The sequence below is a fragment of the Synechococcus sp. H55.8 genome (assembly GCF_047462375.1).
Classification (GTDB): Bacteria; Cyanobacteriota; Cyanobacteriia; order Thermostichales; family Thermostichaceae; genus Thermostichus.
The window spans coordinates 33,266-51,034 of sequence record NZ_JANSJC010000008.1; the positions used below are offsets into that span (position 1 = coordinate 33,266).

At 61.4% G+C, this 17,769-nt stretch carries 13 protein-coding genes; 3 read left to right on the top strand and 10 right to left on the bottom strand.

Annotated features, from left to right (window positions below):
- Window positions 1-14: 14 nt before the first annotated feature.
- A complete protein-coding gene (locus tag NW862_RS05225) occupies window positions 15-1,964 on the top strand; it encodes a tetratricopeptide repeat protein (protein WP_414426983.1) in 1,950 nt (649 codons plus the stop codon).
- A 157-nt stretch (window positions 1,965-2,121) separates the two neighbouring features.
- On the opposite strand, the gene NW862_RS05230 is transcribed toward NW862_RS05225, so the two are convergent.
- The 3 genes from NW862_RS05230 to NW862_RS05240 all read right to left on the bottom strand — a co-directional run bounded on the left by NW862_RS05230 (window position 2,122) and on the right by NW862_RS05240 (window position 5,983).
- Complete coding sequence (locus NW862_RS05230) at window positions 2,122-2,934, bottom strand: class I SAM-dependent methyltransferase (protein ID WP_414334294.1); 813 nt, start codon at window positions 2,932-2,934, stop codon at window positions 2,122-2,124.
- A gap of 126 nt (window positions 2,935-3,060) precedes the next feature.
- Entirely contained in the window at window positions 3,061-4,947 is a 1,887-nt protein-coding gene (ftsH, locus tag NW862_RS05235; protein WP_414334292.1) for an ATP-dependent zinc metalloprotease FtsH, read from the bottom strand.
- A gap of 160 nt (window positions 4,948-5,107) precedes the next feature.
- A complete protein-coding gene (locus NW862_RS05240) occupies window positions 5,108-5,983 on the bottom strand; it encodes an SDR family NAD(P)-dependent oxidoreductase (protein WP_414367972.1) in 876 nt (291 codons plus the stop codon).
- Between the two features lie 218 nt (window positions 5,984-6,201).
- Here NW862_RS05240 and NW862_RS05245 point away from each other — a divergent pair, with 218 nt between their 5' ends.
- Window positions 6,202-6,774: a hypothetical protein gene (locus NW862_RS05245; protein ID WP_414334288.1), complete on the top strand. Its 573-nt coding sequence runs from the start codon at window positions 6,202-6,204 to the stop codon at window positions 6,772-6,774.
- Window positions 6,775-6,821: 47 nt separating this feature from the next.
- On the opposite strand, the gene NW862_RS05250 is transcribed toward NW862_RS05245, so the two are convergent.
- The 4 genes from NW862_RS05250 to NW862_RS05265 all read right to left on the bottom strand — a co-directional run bounded on the left by NW862_RS05250 (window position 6,822) and on the right by NW862_RS05265 (window position 11,926).
- Window positions 6,822-9,365, bottom strand: a complete 2,544-nt coding sequence (locus NW862_RS05250) for a DNA gyrase/topoisomerase IV subunit A (RefSeq protein WP_414426984.1) — start codon at window positions 9,363-9,365, stop codon at window positions 6,822-6,824.
- A gap of 417 nt (window positions 9,366-9,782) precedes the next feature.
- Window positions 9,783-10,952, bottom strand: a complete 1,170-nt coding sequence (locus NW862_RS05255; protein WP_414335452.1) for a CAP domain-containing protein — start codon at window positions 10,950-10,952, stop codon at window positions 9,783-9,785.
- A 16-nt stretch (window positions 10,953-10,968) separates the two neighbouring features.
- Window positions 10,969-11,124, bottom strand: a complete 156-nt coding sequence (locus tag NW862_RS05260) for a hypothetical protein (RefSeq protein ID WP_414426985.1) — start codon at window positions 11,122-11,124, stop codon at window positions 10,969-10,971.
- A gap of 316 nt (window positions 11,125-11,440) precedes the next feature.
- On the bottom strand, window positions 11,441-11,926 hold the full coding sequence (locus NW862_RS05265) for an ureidoglycolate lyase (RefSeq protein WP_414335449.1): 486 nt from the start codon (window positions 11,924-11,926) through the stop codon (window positions 11,441-11,443).
- A 192-nt stretch (window positions 11,927-12,118) separates the two neighbouring features.
- Between NW862_RS05265 and NW862_RS05270 the strand changes: the two genes are divergently transcribed.
- Complete coding sequence (locus NW862_RS05270; protein ID WP_414335448.1) at window positions 12,119-12,880, top strand: hypothetical protein; 762 nt, start codon at window positions 12,119-12,121, stop codon at window positions 12,878-12,880.
- 15 nt (window positions 12,881-12,895) lie between these two features.
- On the opposite strand, the gene NW862_RS05275 is transcribed toward NW862_RS05270, so the two are convergent.
- The 3 genes from NW862_RS05275 to tig all read right to left on the bottom strand — a co-directional run bounded on the left by NW862_RS05275 (window position 12,896) and on the right by tig (window position 17,687).
- Window positions 12,896-14,245: an adenylosuccinate synthase gene (locus NW862_RS05275; RefSeq protein ID WP_414335446.1), complete on the bottom strand. Its 1,350-nt coding sequence runs from the start codon at window positions 14,243-14,245 to the stop codon at window positions 12,896-12,898.
- Window positions 14,246-14,384: 139 nt separating this feature from the next.
- A complete protein-coding gene (locus NW862_RS05280) occupies window positions 14,385-15,854 on the bottom strand; it encodes a S41 family peptidase (RefSeq protein ID WP_414335445.1) in 1,470 nt (489 codons plus the stop codon).
- A gap of 222 nt (window positions 15,855-16,076) precedes the next feature.
- Complete coding sequence (gene tig, locus NW862_RS05285) at window positions 16,077-17,687, bottom strand: trigger factor (protein ID WP_414335443.1); 1,611 nt, start codon at window positions 17,685-17,687, stop codon at window positions 16,077-16,079.
- Between the last annotated feature and the right edge of the window lie 82 nt (window positions 17,688-17,769).

The following is a 17,769-nucleotide window of genomic DNA, read 5'->3' on the forward strand; positions in this document are numbered from 1 at the left end:
GTCTGGGAAGCTCGATGTCGCCGCCGGGAAAGGGCTTTGGTCCCAGCCGAGATAATAGAGAGAAGCACCTGCAGCGCCTGCTGCTTCAGGCTGTCCACCATCACCAGGCGGGGCAACTGCAGGAGGCCATCTCCCTCTACCAACAGGTGTTGCAAGCCCAGCCCGCCCACCCGGAGGCGCTGCACCTCTTGGGGGTCTGTCGGCAGCAGCAGGGATCCCTGGAAGAAGCCATTGCCCTGATGCAGCAGGCCTTGGCGCAGCAGCCGTGGTTTCCCGACGCCCACTTGAATTTGGGCATTGTTCTCAAGCAGGCGGGGCGGCTGGGGGAGGCAAAAGCCCACCTCCAGCAGGCCTTGGAGCAGGGGGGACCGGATCCGGAAGTTCTGTACCAGTTGGGACTGGTGCTGCGGCAGCAGGGGGAGTTGGAGGCGGCCCTGGTGCCGCTGAGGCAGGCTCTGGAGTTGCAGCCAGACTTTGCCGATGCCGCCTATACGCTGGCCATCCTGTTGCGGGATTGTGGCCGGGAGGAGGAAGCTGCCGAGCTGTTCTACCGCCTCTGGCAAGCCGATCCGGCCGATTTGGCGGCGGCCCTGGGCTGGTGTGTCAGCCAGTTGCCCCTGCTCTACGACACCTCTGAGCAGATCCCAGTTGCCCGGGAGCGCTACCGCCAGGCCCTGGAACAGGTCAGGGCCCGCTGGGCACAACTGCCGCGGGATCCCAAAACCCTGGAGCGGGCGGCTGCTGGTGTTGGCTCCGTCCAACCCTTCTTTTTGCCCTACCAGGGCCAGAACGACCGCGAGCTGCAGCACCTGTACGGATCCCTGGTGGGGGAGGTGATGGCGGCCCGCCACCCCCAGCCCCCCGTTCTCCTGCGGCGCCGTCCTGGGCGGCTGCGGGTGGGCATCGTCTCCGGCCTGTTCCGGGATCACTCTGTTTGGAAGATCCTGACCCACGGCTGGGTAGAAGCTTTGGATCGCTCCCAAGTGGCCCTCTACGGCTTCCACACCTCGGCCGTCCAAGACGAGATTACGCGCTCCCTGCCACCGCGTTTTGAGCAGTTTATAGCCGGATCCCGCAGCTTGGCGGAGTGGCAGGCGATCATTCGAGAGGCGCAACTGGACGTGCTCCTCTACCCGGAAGTGGGCATCGATCCCGTCTGCGCCCAGTTGGCCGCCTTGCGTTTGGCCCCTGTGCAGGCCATGGCCTGGGGACATCCGCAAACCTCTGGCCTGCCGACGCTGGACGTTTTCATCAGCAGCGAACTGATGGAGCCGTCGGATGGGACCGGCCACTACACCGAGCAGCTCCTGCCCCTGCCCGGCATCGGCACCTACTACATTCCTCTGGCTATTGACCCCGCCCCTGTGGACTGGCCAGCCTGGGGTATGGATCCCGATAGGGTGCTCTACCTCTGCGCCCAATCTCTGTTTAAGTACCTGCCCCTGTACGACGAGGTCTTCCCCCGCATTGCTCGGGAGGTGGGGCGGTGTCAATTCCTGTTTTTGCGGGGCCGCCTCTCCCAAGGGATCCGCCAGCGCTTTTGGCAACGGCTGCAGCGGGCCTTCCGCGCCTACGGCCTGGCCGCGGAAGACTATGTGCTGCTGCTGCCGGAACTCTCCCCCGCCCAATATGCCGCCTACAACGCCCTGGGAGATGTTTACCTGGACAGCATTGGCTGGTCTGGCGGCAACACCACCCTGGAAGCCCTGCCCCACGGGCTGCCCATCGTCACGCTGCCGGGATCCCTGATGCGGGGTCGCCACACCTACGCCATTCTGCAGCAGATGGGGATCCACGCAACCATCGCCTCTAACCTAGATGAGTATGTCCAGATTGCCGTGCGGCTGGGCCTGGATGACCGCTGGCGCGAACAGATGGGCCAGCAGGTAAAAGCCCGCCAGGAGCGCGTCTACCGGGATCCGGCCCCCATCCGCGCCCTGGAAGCCTGGTTGCAAAGCTTATAGGTGTGAGAAATCACAGTCGTTTCAAACAAGATTGAGACGCCCTCACCCCCAGCCCCTCTCCTTTGTGGGAGAGGGGAGCTAGAGATCAACCAGCAAGCTATTCCATAACTGCTTGCTATAAAAAAGGGATAGAGCGGCAAGGGATCTACATGGCCGGTTAGGAGCGCAGCGCCCGCACAAAGGCCACCCAACCCAGGCTGAGATAGCGCTCCAGGTGCAACCCCACCTGCTGAAAGTGCTCACGCAACTGGGTTTCTGAGAAAAACCGAAGGCCGCTTGCTTCCAACCACCGCTGCACCATCTGCCCCCATCCCTGCACCTGCTGGCTGTGCATCGAGACAAACACCCCTCCCGGTTGCAAAACACGGGCAACTTCCCGCAGACAGGGATGCAAAGGCACTTCGTTCAGGGTGGCGCCGCTGATCACCGCCCCAAACGTTCCAGAGGCGAGGGGAAGCTGTTCGGCTCGGGCCCGCACCAGGCTGTAGCGCTGCCAGTGGGGCTGCGCCTGTTGGGCTGCCTCGGCCAATACCCCTGCCGCATTGTCCAAGCCGATCACCGTCCGCTGCGGATCCCTGGCCAGGAGCAAGCGGCTCCAGTACCCCCCTGCCGTGCCCAAGTCCAAGACGGGATCCGCCTCGCCCACCAGTTCCGCCAGCAATTGGCCTTCCCGCTCGCTGCCGAAGCTCTCTCCCGACAACAGCGACAGTGCCCAAGGCCGCCAGAGGCGATCGTAGCCCCAGGCAAACCCGGGCAGATGGGCAATGGCCTGAGCGGGAGTGAGCGGCCAGTCCGGCAAGGTGGCCAAAAAATCCACCGCTCCAAAGGCGGTGATGGGGTAAATTTGCCCGCAACTGGGACAGTAAACCCGATCCGCCGCGGATCCCGGCTCACGTCCCGGTGACAGGTTCAGCCCGTCTTGACCACAGCTCAGGCAGCGGTAGAGGTGAACCGGCAAAGCAGAGAGCATGAGACAGCCCAACGCAACCCACAACCCGCAAGGCAAAGAGGGCAGCCGCCGGGATCCAACCCCCAACAACCGCCCTCCCAAGTTAATCCATGCAACACCCCAGACCAACCATCTAGAGAGGATCCCTCAGATCAACTTTGGACTGGGCAAGCCGACCTTCTCTGGGATGGGCACATACTCTGAGACAATCGCCCGGAACTCGTCCCCATCCAACGTCTCCCGCTCTACCAAAGTATCGGCCAGGCGATCCAGCAGAACGCGGTGTTCCAACAAAATTTGCTTGGCTTTCTGGTAGCAGCTCTCCAGGATCTGCCGCACCTGGCGGTCGATCTTGGCGGCCACGTCCTCGGAGTACTCGACGCGGTTCATCCAGCCGCCGCCCAAGAATACCTCGTTGTTGGGCGGATCCAACATCAGCGGCCCCAGCTCGGACATGCCAAAGCGGGTCACCATCTGCCGCACCAGATTCGTGTTCTGCTGCAGGTCGTTGCTGGCTCCGGTGGTCACTTCCGAGTAGCCGAAAACGATCTCCTCAGCCGCCCGACCGCCAAAGCCCACAACCACCCGATCCAACAGCCAAGCGCGGCTGTACATGCCGGAGTCGATCTGCTCTTCGTTAGGCAGTTGCTGGGCAAAGCCACCCGCGCCGCCGGAACGAGGAATAATCGTCACCTTGTTCAAGGGATCCGCATGGGGCAGCAGCGTCATCAGCAGAGCATGGCCGCACTCGTGGTAAGCGATCAGGCGCTTGCTCTTGCCGTCCAATAGCGGCGGCTTGGTCAGGCCGATGGTGATGCGGTCGATGGCATCGTCGATGTCTTGGTTGGTGATGGCCATGCGCTGACGGCGGGCCGCCAAAATGGCTGCCTCATTGAGCAGGTTGGCCAGATCCGCACCAGCAAAGCCGGGAGTGCGGCGGGCAATGGCCTCCAGGCTGACCTCTTCTGCCAACTTTTTGTTGCGGGCATGCACGCGCAAGATCTCGTAGCGCCCCTTAAAGGTGGGCCGATCTACCGTAACCTGGCGGTCAAACCGCCCCGGACGCAGGAGAGCCGCATCCAACACATCCGGGCGGTTGGTGGCCGCAATCACGATGATGCCGGTGTTGCCCTCAAAGCCGTCCATCTCCGTGAGCAACTGGTTCAGGGTTTGCTCGCGTTCGTCGTTGCCACCGCCGATGCCGGCCCCCCGCTGTCGGCCCACCGCGTCGATCTCGTCGATGAAGATGATACAGGGAGCATTCTCCTTGGCCTTCTTGAAGAGATCCCGCACGCGAGAGGCCCCCACCCCGACAAACATCTCCACAAACTCAGAGCCGGAAAGGCTGAAAAAGGGCACCCCTGCCTCGCCAGCAATGGCTTTGGCCAAGAGGGTTTTACCCGTCCCCGGCGGCCCCACCAGCAACACGCCTTTGGGGATCTTGGCCCCCACCGCGGTGAAGCGCTCCGGCTTCTTCAGAAAGGTAACCACCTCTTGCAGCTCTTCTTTGGCCTCTTCGATCCCGGCCACATCGTCGAACTTAACACCGGTTTTGGCTTCCATCTGGAAGCGGGCCCGCGACTTGCCGAAGTTCATCGCCTGCCCGGGGCCGCCCGCTCCCCCACCGGCGCGCCGCAGGAACAAGAACAGCCCCCCCAACAGCAGCACCGGGATGATCAGGTTGCCCAAAATCGCCCAGAAGGCGCTGCCGTCGCGGGTGGGCACCACGGCCACCTCGATCCCCTGCTCGGTGAGGCGATCCACCAGTTGCGGCACGGTGTTGGGCAGCAGGTTCACTCGGTAGCGGGTGGAATGCTGTGTCTGCGGATCGACAGCTGTAACTTCGGCAACCAGGTTGTTGTCCGTGAGGCGCACATCGGTAACCCGCCCCTCCTCGACGTAGCGCAAAAAGCGATCGTAGGTGAGGGCAGAGGCCAGGGCAGCGTGGGCAGGAACCAGACCAGATCCCTGCCAGAGACAAAGGCCCAGCACAAGGGCGATCAACCAGCGCTGGGCAGATAGAGGCTTGTTCATAAGGAAGAGGAACACCCGGTGATTAAAAGTCCTTTAACAAACTTAACCTGTCCATCCTGGAAGACACAACCCTGCCCTGGCCTCGATGAGATCTCCAACTCCAATGAACTTGAGATCTTGCTGATGGGGATCCCTGCCGGAGTGGGATGATCCCCTGCAACTAGGCCGAGCCGGAGGATCCCAGCCGATCCAGCCCATAGACCCGCCGCCACATTTGGTCGGCCAGAGCGGCGGGCAGCAGCCGCATCAGCCCCAGCGCCACCTTGCCGCCGGTGAAAGCAGTGTAGCGGTCGGAAGGGTGGGGATCCGTCATGGCTCTCAGGATCGGCTCCACCACCTTCTCCACCGGCCAGGCCATTTTGTTGAACGAGCTGGCCAGATCGGCAGTTTTGTCCAAGATCGCCTTGTAGGGGCCATTTGGGTTGACAACAGCAGCAAAGGTCTCTTCAGCCACGCGGCCAAACTCGGTGGCCACCGGCCCCGGCTCGATCAAGATAACCTTGATGCCGAAGGGGGCCACTTCCACCCGCAGGGCGTCGCTGAGGGCCTCCACGGCAAACTTAGTGGCGTTGTAAACCCCACTGAAAGGCATCGACATCTGGCCAGCCACCGAGCTGAGGTTGAGGATGCGGCCGCTGCCTCGTTCCCGCATTTGGGGCAAGAGGGCGCGGGTGAGGGCGTGCAGGCCAAACACGTTGACCTCGAACTGGCGTCGCATCGCCGCCACATCCACCTCTTCCACCGGCCCCATCTGGCCATAGCCGGCGTTGTTCACCAGGATATCCACCCGGCCAAAGCGATCCAGAGCCTTTTGGGCCAGCGCCTCCACCTGGGCCGTATCGGCCATGTCGGTGGGCACCACCAGCGCTTCTGTCCCCTGCTTCTCCACCAAGTCCTTGACGTTTTGTAGCAGCCCCTCTCGGCGGGCCGCCAGCACCAAGCGGGCCCCGCGTTTGGCCGCTTCCAGGGCAACGGCCTCTCCAATGCCGGCAGAGGCTCCGGTGATCAGCACCACCTGATTGGCAAGTGAAGGCATGGCTTTCTTTCCTGCAAACTTTTTCCATCCTAGAAGGATTTCCGGGATCCCTGGAGAGGGGCAACCCCGCCCTTGGAGTTTCCGTATTCGGCACCCGGTATTGTGGCTATGATTAGATGAACCCGGGAAACGGCTAGGGTAGAGCTCGACGGACGAGTTCTTCTTGGGCGGGTGTCTTCGGGTGTGAAGTAGCGAGTTGCGGGTAGGATGCAGCGACTGTGAAGTACTTCCGCAGGCGAGTTGGCCGAGGTCGAGCTCCGTTGCCGGGGGCGGTTACCGAGGCTCGGTTGGCTCAATTGCTCAGGGCAGCGGAGGCTAACTTACAGGCCAACTCTGAGCTACGCCAACAGCAGCAAGAACAGCAGCGACAACTGGAGGCCGAGCGCCGCCACAGCGAAGCCCTGCGCGATGCCACGGCCGACTTGCGCACCAGCGTGATGGAGTTGCGGGAGGGGCAAGCCTTTTGGCAAAGCCAGGTGGACGAGCTGCGCTCTTGTCTGCGGGATTTGCTCAAGGAACAAAGCGAACTGGTGCAGATCATCGCCCAGCAGCAGCACATCCTGAAGGACTGTAAGGAAGTCATCCGCGCCATTCTGGAGCAAATGCGGGATGACCACCGCGACTTCCGCTCCGCCATCGGCATTTTGCTGGAGGAACTGCACCAAACCGTGCGCTGCCTGGTTCTCAAGTCGGGCGGCACCCTTCCCAAGCCTGTCCGCCACCCCGAAGCGCCAGATCCCGGCTCCCAGCCGCCTGATTCTGCCTCGCCTGGGGATGGCTCTCTGTCCTAGCAACCCAGACTTCTGCCTTCCCCGAACGCTGCACGTGGCCTGCAGAGCTATCCAATCCCGCCCTCCGGCTGGGGCCAAAACAGGCGCAACTCCCTAACCTGCTCCCCCTTGACCAACAGGGAGCCGCCGCCGGACCGGCCTTGCAGGGGAATTTCCTCAGGAGAGAAGGAGTGTACCCGTTCGGACTCCGTGATCACATCGACTTGCAGATGGGGGTGCGCCGCCAGATCGGGGGGGAAACCCACCAAGCCCACCAAGCCATCCCCTTTGTTGGAGAAGTGAAAGGCTGACACGCCCACTTTACCCTGCTCCAGGATGGGTATCTCGCCCAGAGGCAGCCGCTTCAGATAGCCCGACCGACTGGCCAAAATCAGGATCCCTTGCGGGGGCAGCAACGCCATACCGGCGATCTGTTCTGTGCGCCCCAAACGTAGGGCTAGGGATCCCATAGCTGCCCGACCCATCAAGGGGATCTGTTCGGCATCCAGCCGCAGCACCCGCCCGGCGGAGGTGGCGAGGACAACGCTGTAGCCTTGGTGGCCGGGATGCCAAAGGGCCGCCCAGCCCAGCTCGTCCCCTTCTTTGAGTTTCAGGACGGTGGATCCCCGTTGGCTAAGGCCCGTCAGCTCCGCCAGGGCCACCCGCTTGATCCGCCCCTGCCGGCTGAGCACCACCAAAGTGGCCTCGCCGGGAGAGTGCTCCGCACCGCTGACGCGAACGGGATCCAACGGGAAGGTGGCAACGATCGGCTCGGGGTTGGGGAGAAGGGTGACCAGAGGTACCCCCCGCGAGGAGCCGGTGCTGAGGGGGATCCCTTCGCTGGGCACGGTGAAAGCTTTGCCGCTGGCGGTGAGCACCAAGATTTCCTGCTCTGGGGTCACGCATTCCAGGCCGACCAGAACATCTTCTCCCAATTCCCGTTGCGCCGGATTGCTGCGGGAGCGAGGCCCAGGCAGAGGCAGGCGGCGCACGTAGCCTTTGCGGGTAAGTTGCAGCAGGAAGCGGGTGTCTTCGCCGACTTTGCCACTGGGGATCTGGGCCTGTTCTGCCTCCAGCTCGGCTTCCGAAAGGATCTGGGTACGGCGCCGGTCGGCAAAAGTTTTCTTCAAGTGGCGCAGCTCTTTTTTCAGGTAATTCAAGAGCTTGCGGCGATCTTCCAGCAGCCCCTGCAATTCGAGGATGCGGGCCTGCAGCTCGGCCTGCTCCTGGTGCAGGCGCTCCCGCTCCAAGGTTGTCAGGCGGCGCAGGGGCATGGCCAAGATTGTCTCCGCCTGTTGGGGGGTGCAGCCCAGGCGAGTTTGCAGTTGGGCTTTGGCCGTGGCGCTATCGGGGGCTTGCCGCAGCAGGTCGATCACCCCCTCCAGATCGGCCAGGGCCAGCACCATCCCCGCCACCTCTTCCGCTTTGCGCTGTACCCGCTGCAGTTCGGCGCGAAACATCCGGTTGAGAGTGGCCTCGCGGAATTGCAAAAAGTGCTGCAAAATCTGCTTCAAGCTGAGCTGCTGGGGTTTTCCCTCCACCAGGGCCAACAGGATTACCCCGAAGGTGTTCTGCAGGGGGGTGAGCTTGTACAACTGCTGCAGAACTGCCTGCGGGTTGGCCTCCCGCTTCAGCTCCACCACCACGCGAATGCCGCTGCGATCCGACTCATCCCGCAAGTCGGCAATGCCGCTGAGGCGGTCTTGGGCGACCAACTCTGCCACCTTCTCGAGCCAGGCGGCTTTGTTCACCTGGTAGGGAAACTCGGTGATAACCAGGGCGGGCCGGCGGTGGCGTCCTCTGCCCGGCTGGATCTCCTCAAAGCGGGCCACTCCCCGCAGGGTGATGGAGCCGCGCCCGCTGAGGTAGGCCTCGCGGATCCCTTGGCTATCAACGATTTGGCCGCCGGTGGGAAAGTCCGGCCCTGGGATCCAGCGCAACAGCTCTTCAGGGCTGAGATCGGGATGGTCGATCAAAGCCAGCAGGCCGTCCACGACTTCTCCCAGGTTGTGGGGCGGGATGTTGGTGGCCATGCCCACGGCAATGCCGGCAGAGCCGTTGAGGAGCAGGATGGGCAGGCGGGCCGGTAGAACGGTGGGCTCCGCCTGGGATCCGTCGAAATTGGGCATAAAGTCCACAATTTCTTCGGAGATCCCCTGCAGAAGGGCCGTGTGGCTCAGCTCCGCCAGCCGACACTCGGTGTAGCGCATGGCCGCCGGCGGATCGTCGTCCACCGAGCCGAAGTTGCCGTGCCCCGCCACCAGGGGGTAGCGGCTGGAAAAGTCTTGCGCCATGCGCACCAGCGCGTCATAGACCGCCTGATCCCCGTGGGGGTGATATTTACCCAGCACGTCCCCCACCACCCGCGCACACTTGCGGTAGGGGCGATCCGGGGTCAGGCCCAGCTCGTGCATGGCGTAGAGGATGCGGCGATGCACCGGCTTGAGGCCATCCCGCACATCCGGCAAGGCCCGCCCCACGATCACGCTCATGGCGTATTCCAGGTAGGAGCGTTGCATCTCCCCCTGCAAATCGGTAGCGATCACCCGCCCTGAACGGGATCCCCTACCCGATCCAGATCCCAGTCCGTCGAGAGTCAGTTGCTGAGTCATGGCAAACCGGAGCGGAACGCTTTCCAGGTTACTGTAGCCGTTTCTTTGGCCCTTGCGAGGTGGGATCCCATTCTCAAGGCCAGCCTGTTGCTAGCCGTTGTTTGTTGGCGTATCAATGGGCGTAGCTCTGTCCCTCCTAGGCCGGCCAGTCAGCTTGGGGTTTTCAATCTAGCGGAGTTTGCACTTTTGCCGGCAAAGGAAGGATTCTCGGCAAGGATCTGGCGCTACTTGGTTGGGCTTTTTCTTCTCACTTCTGGTCGAGATATGGTCGTTCCAGGCTAGCTTGAGACAGCTCCCTCACCCCCGGCCCCTCTCCCACCCTCACCCCCGGCCCCTCTCCCAAAGGGAGAGGGGAGTTAGAGCGGCGACCTGCGACAGCATTGCGTAGCAATAACGGCGCGACGAACTGTTTCACGACTATTTGAAATGACTGTAGTTGTTGAGAGGGTTGGCAGAGTTGAAAGGCTCCATCTGCCAGAGCAGACGGGGTGGGATCCCCAGCCCTTCGGTCAGGGGTGCGGGCCTTGGCGGAGCCTGAGGGTCGCAGTCGTAGAGGGTGGTGGTGTAGCGATAGGTGCGCGGCGGCCCACCCTTGAGGCGGATGCCGCTGATCTCAAAGAGATAGGGGCGATTGGGCTGAACGGATCCCACCGAGTAGGTGAGGGTTTCCAGGCCAAAGGCGGGATCCCCAACCCGGATATCTCCAACAGGCACCAGTTCGCCGGTGAGGGCATCGGTGATGCGGATTTGGGCTTGGCTGAGGTCAGACAGGCCGCCGCGGCTGGGCAGCGAGAAAGACCAGCGGTAGGCAGATAAGGGCTGGCCGGAAAATCCCTCCAGACGGTAGAGATAGCCGTCCCTCTCCGGGAAGGCAATAAACTCTGGATCCGGCACCGACTCGTCAAAACCGAAGATCCAATTGGCATTGGCCTGGGTCACCCGTCCGGCCCGCGGGTCAAAGACGATGCCGTAGGCGCCTTGGGCATATTGGGGATAGAGGTTCCAGCGGCGATGCCCCACGTCCACGAAGTTTTCCCGGCCCGGCTCGGCAAAGTAGATGTCCACCTGGCGCGCCAGCACCCGCCCTGGGTCGGGGCCGTTCAGCTCCAGAATCGGGCCGATCGCCAAGTTACCAAAGCGGGATCCCGCCGCCCCGGCAGGAGTGAAGCAACGCCAAGAGGGGGGTGGCTCGTGGCTGAGGGCGCCATTGGCCACCTGCAGCAGCGCCGCTTGCTGAGCGGCCTCCAAGAACTCGGGATTGAGCTCCACCGGCGGCAACTCGTGCAACAGCCGCAGAAAGTTCAGCCGATCCATCATCTTCTGGGCTGCTGCCGGGGTGAGGCGACCGGGATCACAAGTGGCAACTTGCGGCTGCTCGGCATAGATGGGGCCGGCAAAGGTGCGGGTCTGGCGATCCAACTGGCACATGAAGCTGGCGATGGGCAGCTCCCCCGCCGGCGGGGGCCCCACCGCAGTAAGGGATCCCTCCCCCCTGCCGCCGCAGGCGGCCAACAGAACAAGGCAGAGCAGACTCAAAACCACCCCTGCCCAGACTTGCTGCAAACTGGGCAGCCGCTGCCAAGGCATGCAAGATCCTGTAGGCTTACCGACTGGCGGGGGTGGGAGTGGGCGTGAGGCTGGGGGGACTGACGGTGCTGCTGCTACCCTCGTCGCAGGCAGACAGCAGCCCCAGGCACAGGAACAGGGCCAGGGCCCCCGAGAGCTGGCGGGTCACTTGGGTGGGTTGGAGTGTAGCCATCGCAGCAGATCTCCAAAACAGTACCGAGCTTGACCCTGTTTTATCACCTGGCCAAACCGGTCGCCGTGCCAGGGCTTGTGCCGACAAGAGCAGAACCTGAGAACAGGGCAAGGAATGCCGGCCCAACTGGGCCCCACCCACTAGAGATAGAGCCTAAGTTCATTCTCCATCGCCACCATTAGTGCTGCGACGGATCCGCGTACCTTTTTCTGCGCTCAAGCGTAAAGATTGCGTGGATGAATCTGCTTTTTGCCGCTGAATCGGACTGCTCACGTTGACATGATTTGCCCATCATCTGCCTGAAGGGATCCCTTTCTCAAGGGATGATCTGAAACTCCAGATTGTAAGTCTGGAGCAGGTTGATTGTCTCGTGGTCGGTGAGGTTGGTGTCGGCCAGCTCCAGGTTGTAGAAATCGATAAACTCCTCGTGGTCGAAGTAGGGGCCGGCATGCCAGGTGCCCATTTCCAGTTTGATAAAGCGGTCGCCGGGCACCCGAAAAGCTTGAATCTCATCCACTTGCAGCTCGTCGGCAGGCGGCGCGACGGCGATAAACCACTCCTTGCTGTGCAGGGATCCCAGACACTGGGTGCAACGGGTGTGGTGAGTTATTTGGGTGAACCGAAGGCCACGGCGGGGCAAGCGCATGAGGTAGAAGCGGGGTTGCCCCTGATTCAAAACCAACTGGGCATCTTGGCCGTCGAAGGGTTTGTCGTCAGGAGTAGGATAGATCACCTGCCCGTAGAGGGCAAAGTTTTCCGGTTCAGCGAGATGGGCCTTCAGTTGGCGCAGTTGACTGCTCACCCTGTTTGTCTCCTCTTTCCCAAAGCTGTACCCGTTGTTGCTCCGCAAGCCGATCCCCACCTGCTGCCGGCACAAGGTCGTGAAGACCCAAATAGCAGAGCAGATCTTAATCTTACCCAGATTTGCCGGTAGTCTCCTTCCGGAGAACAGTCTCAGTAAAATGGGAGAAATTTGTAACACTCGGCAATGGCGATGCGGCGGGATTTACAGGAGCTGGTCATTTCTCCTTTTCAAGTGCAAAGTCTTTCTGGGGTGCCCGTAGCTTGGCTGTACCGACCTCGGCCCGTCCGCCGCTGGAAAGACTGGCTGCGCCAGTTCTCCGCCTTCTGGGATCTGCTGCGCCTGTTGTTGGTGCTGGATCTCTGCTGCCGTTTCTTGACCTTTTGGACAGGGGGATCCCTGCTGACCTTGCTGGGGCGGATCTGGATCCCCGGCCTGTACAGCAGTTGGCGCACTTGGCTGGTGGAATGGGGGATCCTGGCAGCCATTGCCGCTTTGGGCCAAGCCTATTGGATTTTCCGCAGCCGCCGCCTGCCGCTGCTGTTGAACTTGCTGGAGGAAGTAGATCGCTACAACCGGATCATCCAAGCCATCCACCTCAACGACCAATTGGTGGAAGCCGGCAACCCCGAGGTCAAGCTGGCCCAGCGGGCTGAAGTAATCGAGGCTTTGAAGCTGACGCGGACAGATCTGATCCGCGCTTTGAAAACGGAGCGGATTTTGCGGCAAAACGAGGATCTGATCGAGCAGCAGAGTGAGCTTTTCGGAGATAATCTGGCGGCTTTGACCGCCCTGCAGGTGAGGGAGCAGGCCGGTGAGCAGGGGCGGCTTTTGGACGCCGCTTTGCAAGTTGCCCTCCACGTGCGCTCCCAAATCCGCCAACTGCAGCAGCGAGAAGCAAACCTAGCTCAAGACAAAGTTCAAAATCCAGAGGAAACAACTTTTGATTTGTAGTTATATCAAGTTCCCTCAATCGGGCATGAGGGCGTGGATGCGCTTGCCACCGTTGGGATAGAGAAGAGCACGTTTGGGGCCGTGGATGGGATCTTCGACAATAATCGTCTGCTCGCGGCTGGCCCCCAGCGAAACAATGGCAATCGGCACCTGCATCAACTGCGCCAAAAACTTCAGGTAATCATGGGCTTCGGGGGGCAGGTCTTGGATGGAGCGGCAGTCTTTGGTGGAGCACTTCCAGCCGGGCAGGGTTTCGTAGATGGGCTTGCACTGGGCAAAGACACGGGCATCGCTGGGGAAGTGACGGATCTCCCGCCCCTGGTACTCATAGGCCACGCACACCTTGATCTCATCCAAGCCGTCCAGCACATCCAGCTTGGTGATGGCCAGGCAATCCAAGCCATTGATCCGCACCGCATAGCGCCCGATCACGCCATCGAACCAGCCGCAGCGCCGTTGTCGTCCGGTGGTGGTGCCAAATTCGGCGCCGGTTGCCCCCAGGTACGCCCCGATCTCATCTTTGAGCTCGGTGGGAAAAGGGCCTTCCCCAACGCGGGTGGTATAGGCTTTGGCCACCCCGATCACCCGGTCAATGCTGGTGGGGCCGATCCCGGCGCCAATACAAGCGCCACCGGCAATGGGATGGGAGGAGGTGACGTAGGGGTAGGTGCCGTAGTCGAGATCCAGCAGGGTGCCTTGAGCCCCTTCAAACAAGATGTTCTCCCGATCTTCGATGGCTTGGGTGAGCAGCAGGGCGGCGTCGGTAACGTAGGGACGCAGCCGCTCGGCGTAGGCCAGGTATTGCTGGATGATCGGCTCGGGATCCAGCGGGGGCAGGTTGTAGATTTTTTCCAGCAAAACGTTCTTGTAGGGAATGGCCCAACTGAGGCGTTCCCGCAGTTGATCGGGGTACATCAAGTCCACGACGCGGATGCCCATGCGCTCGGCCTTGTCGGCATAGGTGGGGCCAATGCCTCGTCCGGTGGTGCCCAGCTTATAGATGCCGCGCCGCTCTTCCTCGGCCACGTCGATGACACGATGGTAGGGCAGGGTCACGTGGGCGGTTTCGGCGATGTACAGGTTGTGGGTGGAGATCCCCAGTTGGTGCAGTTGGTCGATCTCCGCCAGCAACACCTCAGGATCGATCACCGTGCCGCTGGCGATGATGCAGCGTTTGTCGGGGTAGAGGATGCCGGAGGGGATCAGGTGCAACTTGAAGGTTTGGCCCCCCACCACCAGGGTATGTCCTGCATTCACCCCACCTTGATAGCGGACGACCACATGCGCCTTTTCACTGAGGAGGTCGGTGATCTTGCCTTTTCCTTCGTCGCCCCACTGGGCACCGACAACCACAACGTTTGCCAAGAGCTTCTCCTACAGTCCGTGGATGGCACAAAAAATCCCCTTTGCGGGGGCTGCTGCACTAATTTACCGCATTGCTCGGGGCAATGTTGAGGTCTTGGGACAAAAACGTTAACAATCGATTAACTTTTTCCTTCCCCTTTCAGCTCCCTGGTTTGAACAGGCCAATGGCAGTGACCTGGTTGGATCCCGCCGCAAAGGTAAAAGCCAGGCCCAAGGCATCGTAGTTGACGTAGTAGCGATCGTCGCGCAGATATTCTCGGCTTCCCTTGGGATAGGGCACCACCTCGTTGTAGCCGTTCTCGCCGGGCCCACCATAAACGGCGATCACTTCGGAGTAGGTGGAGCCCATGCGGATCCCTTCGCCGGTCATAGCTTCTGGGTGGGTGGTGTAGATGCGGTTGGCAAAAAAGCTATCCACAATGCCCGGATGGCGGTAGGTAAAGAGGATGTAATCTTGCAGGTAAAAGATCTTCAGGTCGCTGTTGGGCTGAAAGACGTTGGCCCCAGAGGCCGCTGGGATCTGATCCACATTGCCCAGGAGGTGGGTATCGACGTTGCGGGTATCCATGCCTAGGACAAAACGGCCGACACGGCCCTCTTGAACCAGTACGGTGGGGCGGGGTGGGGGGCTGGGGCGGCGAGGGGGCAGGGCCAGCGCTTCCAGGGCGGCACTCAGCCAGGCGTTCTCATCTCCCTCTACCCTTTGCAAGGGCACCAAACCCTGCGCTAGGGAACGACCATCTCCCGTTTTCCAGGTGGCTACGGCCAGTTCCACCGCCGCGCCGGAGGGAAGGGCAAAGAAGCGGGTTTGTCGCTCGCTGCCTTGGGTGGGCTGCCCCAAAATAAGGGTGCTACCGCTGGAGCCCAACTGGGCAGCCAAGAGGGTGGCCCCCTGGCGCGTGTTGCCATCCACCAGAACCGCCAGCGGGATCCCGGCGGCAATGGGCAAATTTTCGCTGTTCCAGAGGGTGGGCTGCCCAAAGCGGTCTTCGGTAATCAGCAGCGGTTGAATGGAGCGGGGCAAAAACAGGCGGGCCACATCTGCCACCACTTGCGGGTCATAGCCCACGGATCCGCGCAGATCGAGAACTATGCCCTGGCTGTAGTCTTGGGTGTAGAGGGTTTGGCGGATCTGCTGAGCGGTGGCAGGGGTGAGCTCCGGCACCGCCAAATAAACCCGGCGCGGGCCGATCCCACGCGCCTGGACGGGCGGGCGAGGGCGGTTGAGCAAGTCCTTAAAAGCTTGCGCATTCCAAAACCGATCGGCAGGATCCCCATACTCCCGCAAGATTTCTTGGATCAACTCCTGCTCCACCTCGATGGGGGGACGGGGATCCCCGTAGGTGCGGGCCAAGAGGCGGGTGTAGAGGTCGTGGTAACTGACTGCAGCCGCTTGGCTGCCCGCCCCCAAAGACTCGTTGATGAACAGTCCCACTAAGTAGCGCAGATCCTGGCCTACTGGCGGAGAAGGGAGAGAAGGCGAGCTCTCAGGAGGGGAAGGAGCCGGCTCAACCATCGGCCCCTCAACAGACGGGATGACCGGCACCGGCGGCAAGCCTGCCTGACCCATCACCCTGATGGGAAGGATCCCAGCAAGTGCCACGACCATTCCCCCCGCTCCAATTGCACGCGCAACTCCCTTCATGGCGGCCTGGCCTCTTGCAGATGCTGCGAATAGGATAAACCCCAAACGCTTCCCTCTGCCACTGTCCGCGGTGTCAGATATCTATTTTTTGCATCTTAGAACACTAGATGTGGCTGCCTCGTCCCCCTTCTTTTGAGCAGAGTGTTTCCAGTCAGAAAACCCCCCCGCACAGACCTGGTTGTTCGCTTACTTGCCTTTTTTGCCCTTTTTGCTTGGCTTGGGCTTTTCTGCTGTCTCCTCAACCGGGGTTGTCACTTCGAGTTCCGAGCCGACCGCAGAGGCGGAGACAGTTTCGGCAGGGGATACTTCTACAGCTAGAGTCGGTTCGTCTGCCGCTTCTCCGTCAGCGTCCGTGGCCGTCTCTGAAGAGGCTGCCACTGCCTCTGGCCCCTCGGACTCGAACTCCGCCTCTGGCACTGTAACCCTCTGTTCTGAGCTCGCCGAAGAAGTGGGCGCCTGGGTGGGATTCCCCTCGCCATCGACCCAGTTGACTGTGGTCTGAGCCTTCAGCCAGGCCATCACTTTGTTGGTCAGAAGATCTTCGTGAACGACTTGGCGTACTCGCTCCCGATCCAGCTTCTGCCCTTGCTGGGCATAGGCCGCCATCACCTCTTCCACTTCGACTTCCAATTCGTTGGGGCCTACGGCAATCTGCTCCTGCCGGACGATGGCACTGAGAGCCAAGGTGCGCCGCAGCCGGTTGATGGCCTCGGGCCGGTAGCGCTCCATCAACTGGTTAAGGGTTTCGGGCGGCATTTGGGACAAGAGCTTGCGGATCTCTCCCGGCGTGACCCCTTGCTGCTGCTGCAGCGACTGAAGGCTTTGGGCCAGCAGTTGTGTCGTTTCTTGCTCGACTAGGGTCTCCGGCAGATCCACCTCGGTGGTTTCCAAAATGGCGTTGAGGATGGCCGTCTCCAGGTTTTCCTCAGATTGTCTCAGAGCATCTTGTTCGAGGCGCTTTTGCAGGTGTTCCCGCAGCTCGGACACCGTCTGAAAGTTGCTGATCTCCTGCACAAAGGCATCGTTCAACTCGGGCAGCTCTTTGGCTTTGATCTCGTTCAGATGGACGGTGAAGGTAACCGTTTTTCCAGCCAACTCTTCTCTGAAGTAATCGTCGGGGAAAGTGGCTGTGATCTCCTTGGTTTCGTCGAGCTGCATGCCGACAACGCCCGCCACAAAACCGGGGATGAAGTTCTCCTCTTTGAGCTCCAACTGAAAGTCTTGGGCGGCGATCTCCTCCAGGGGATTGCCCTCGGCGTCGCGAGCTTGAAAATCGATCACCACCACATCCCCCAACTGGGCGGGCCGATCTTCTACGGGCAGGAGGGTGGCCCGCTGATCCCGCCACCGGTCGATGAGCTGGTCGACCTGTTCGGGCTTGACGGTGACGCGGGTGGCCGTGACGGTTAGACCTTTGTATTGGCCGACGCGGGCTTCGGGGTACACCTCCACATACCCTGAGAAGCTGAAATCGGCTTCCGGGTTGAACTGGGCCAAGAGCTGCCCCACCTCCTCATCCAGCTCGAAGCGGCTGATGGGGGTGAGCTGAGTTTCCTGGAAGGCCTGTTGGATGGCCTCGTTGATCAAGTCATCCACAGCGCTGGCCATGATGCGCTCACGGCCCACCTGGCGCATCACCAGGTTGCGGGGGGCCTTGCCCTTGCGAAATCCCGGGATCTGGATATTCCGCTCCAGTTGGCGCAAGGTTTTTTCGTAGGAGCGCTTCACCTGGTCCGCTTCTACCACGATTTTGAGGCCAACCCGGCTGCCAGGGCGTTTTTCTTGTGTGACCTGCATAGGAAGTGATGAGCTGGTGAGAGAAGCAAGCAGAAGTTCAATTCTACCCCAACCGCTTGGGGATCGACGGGATCCATACGGG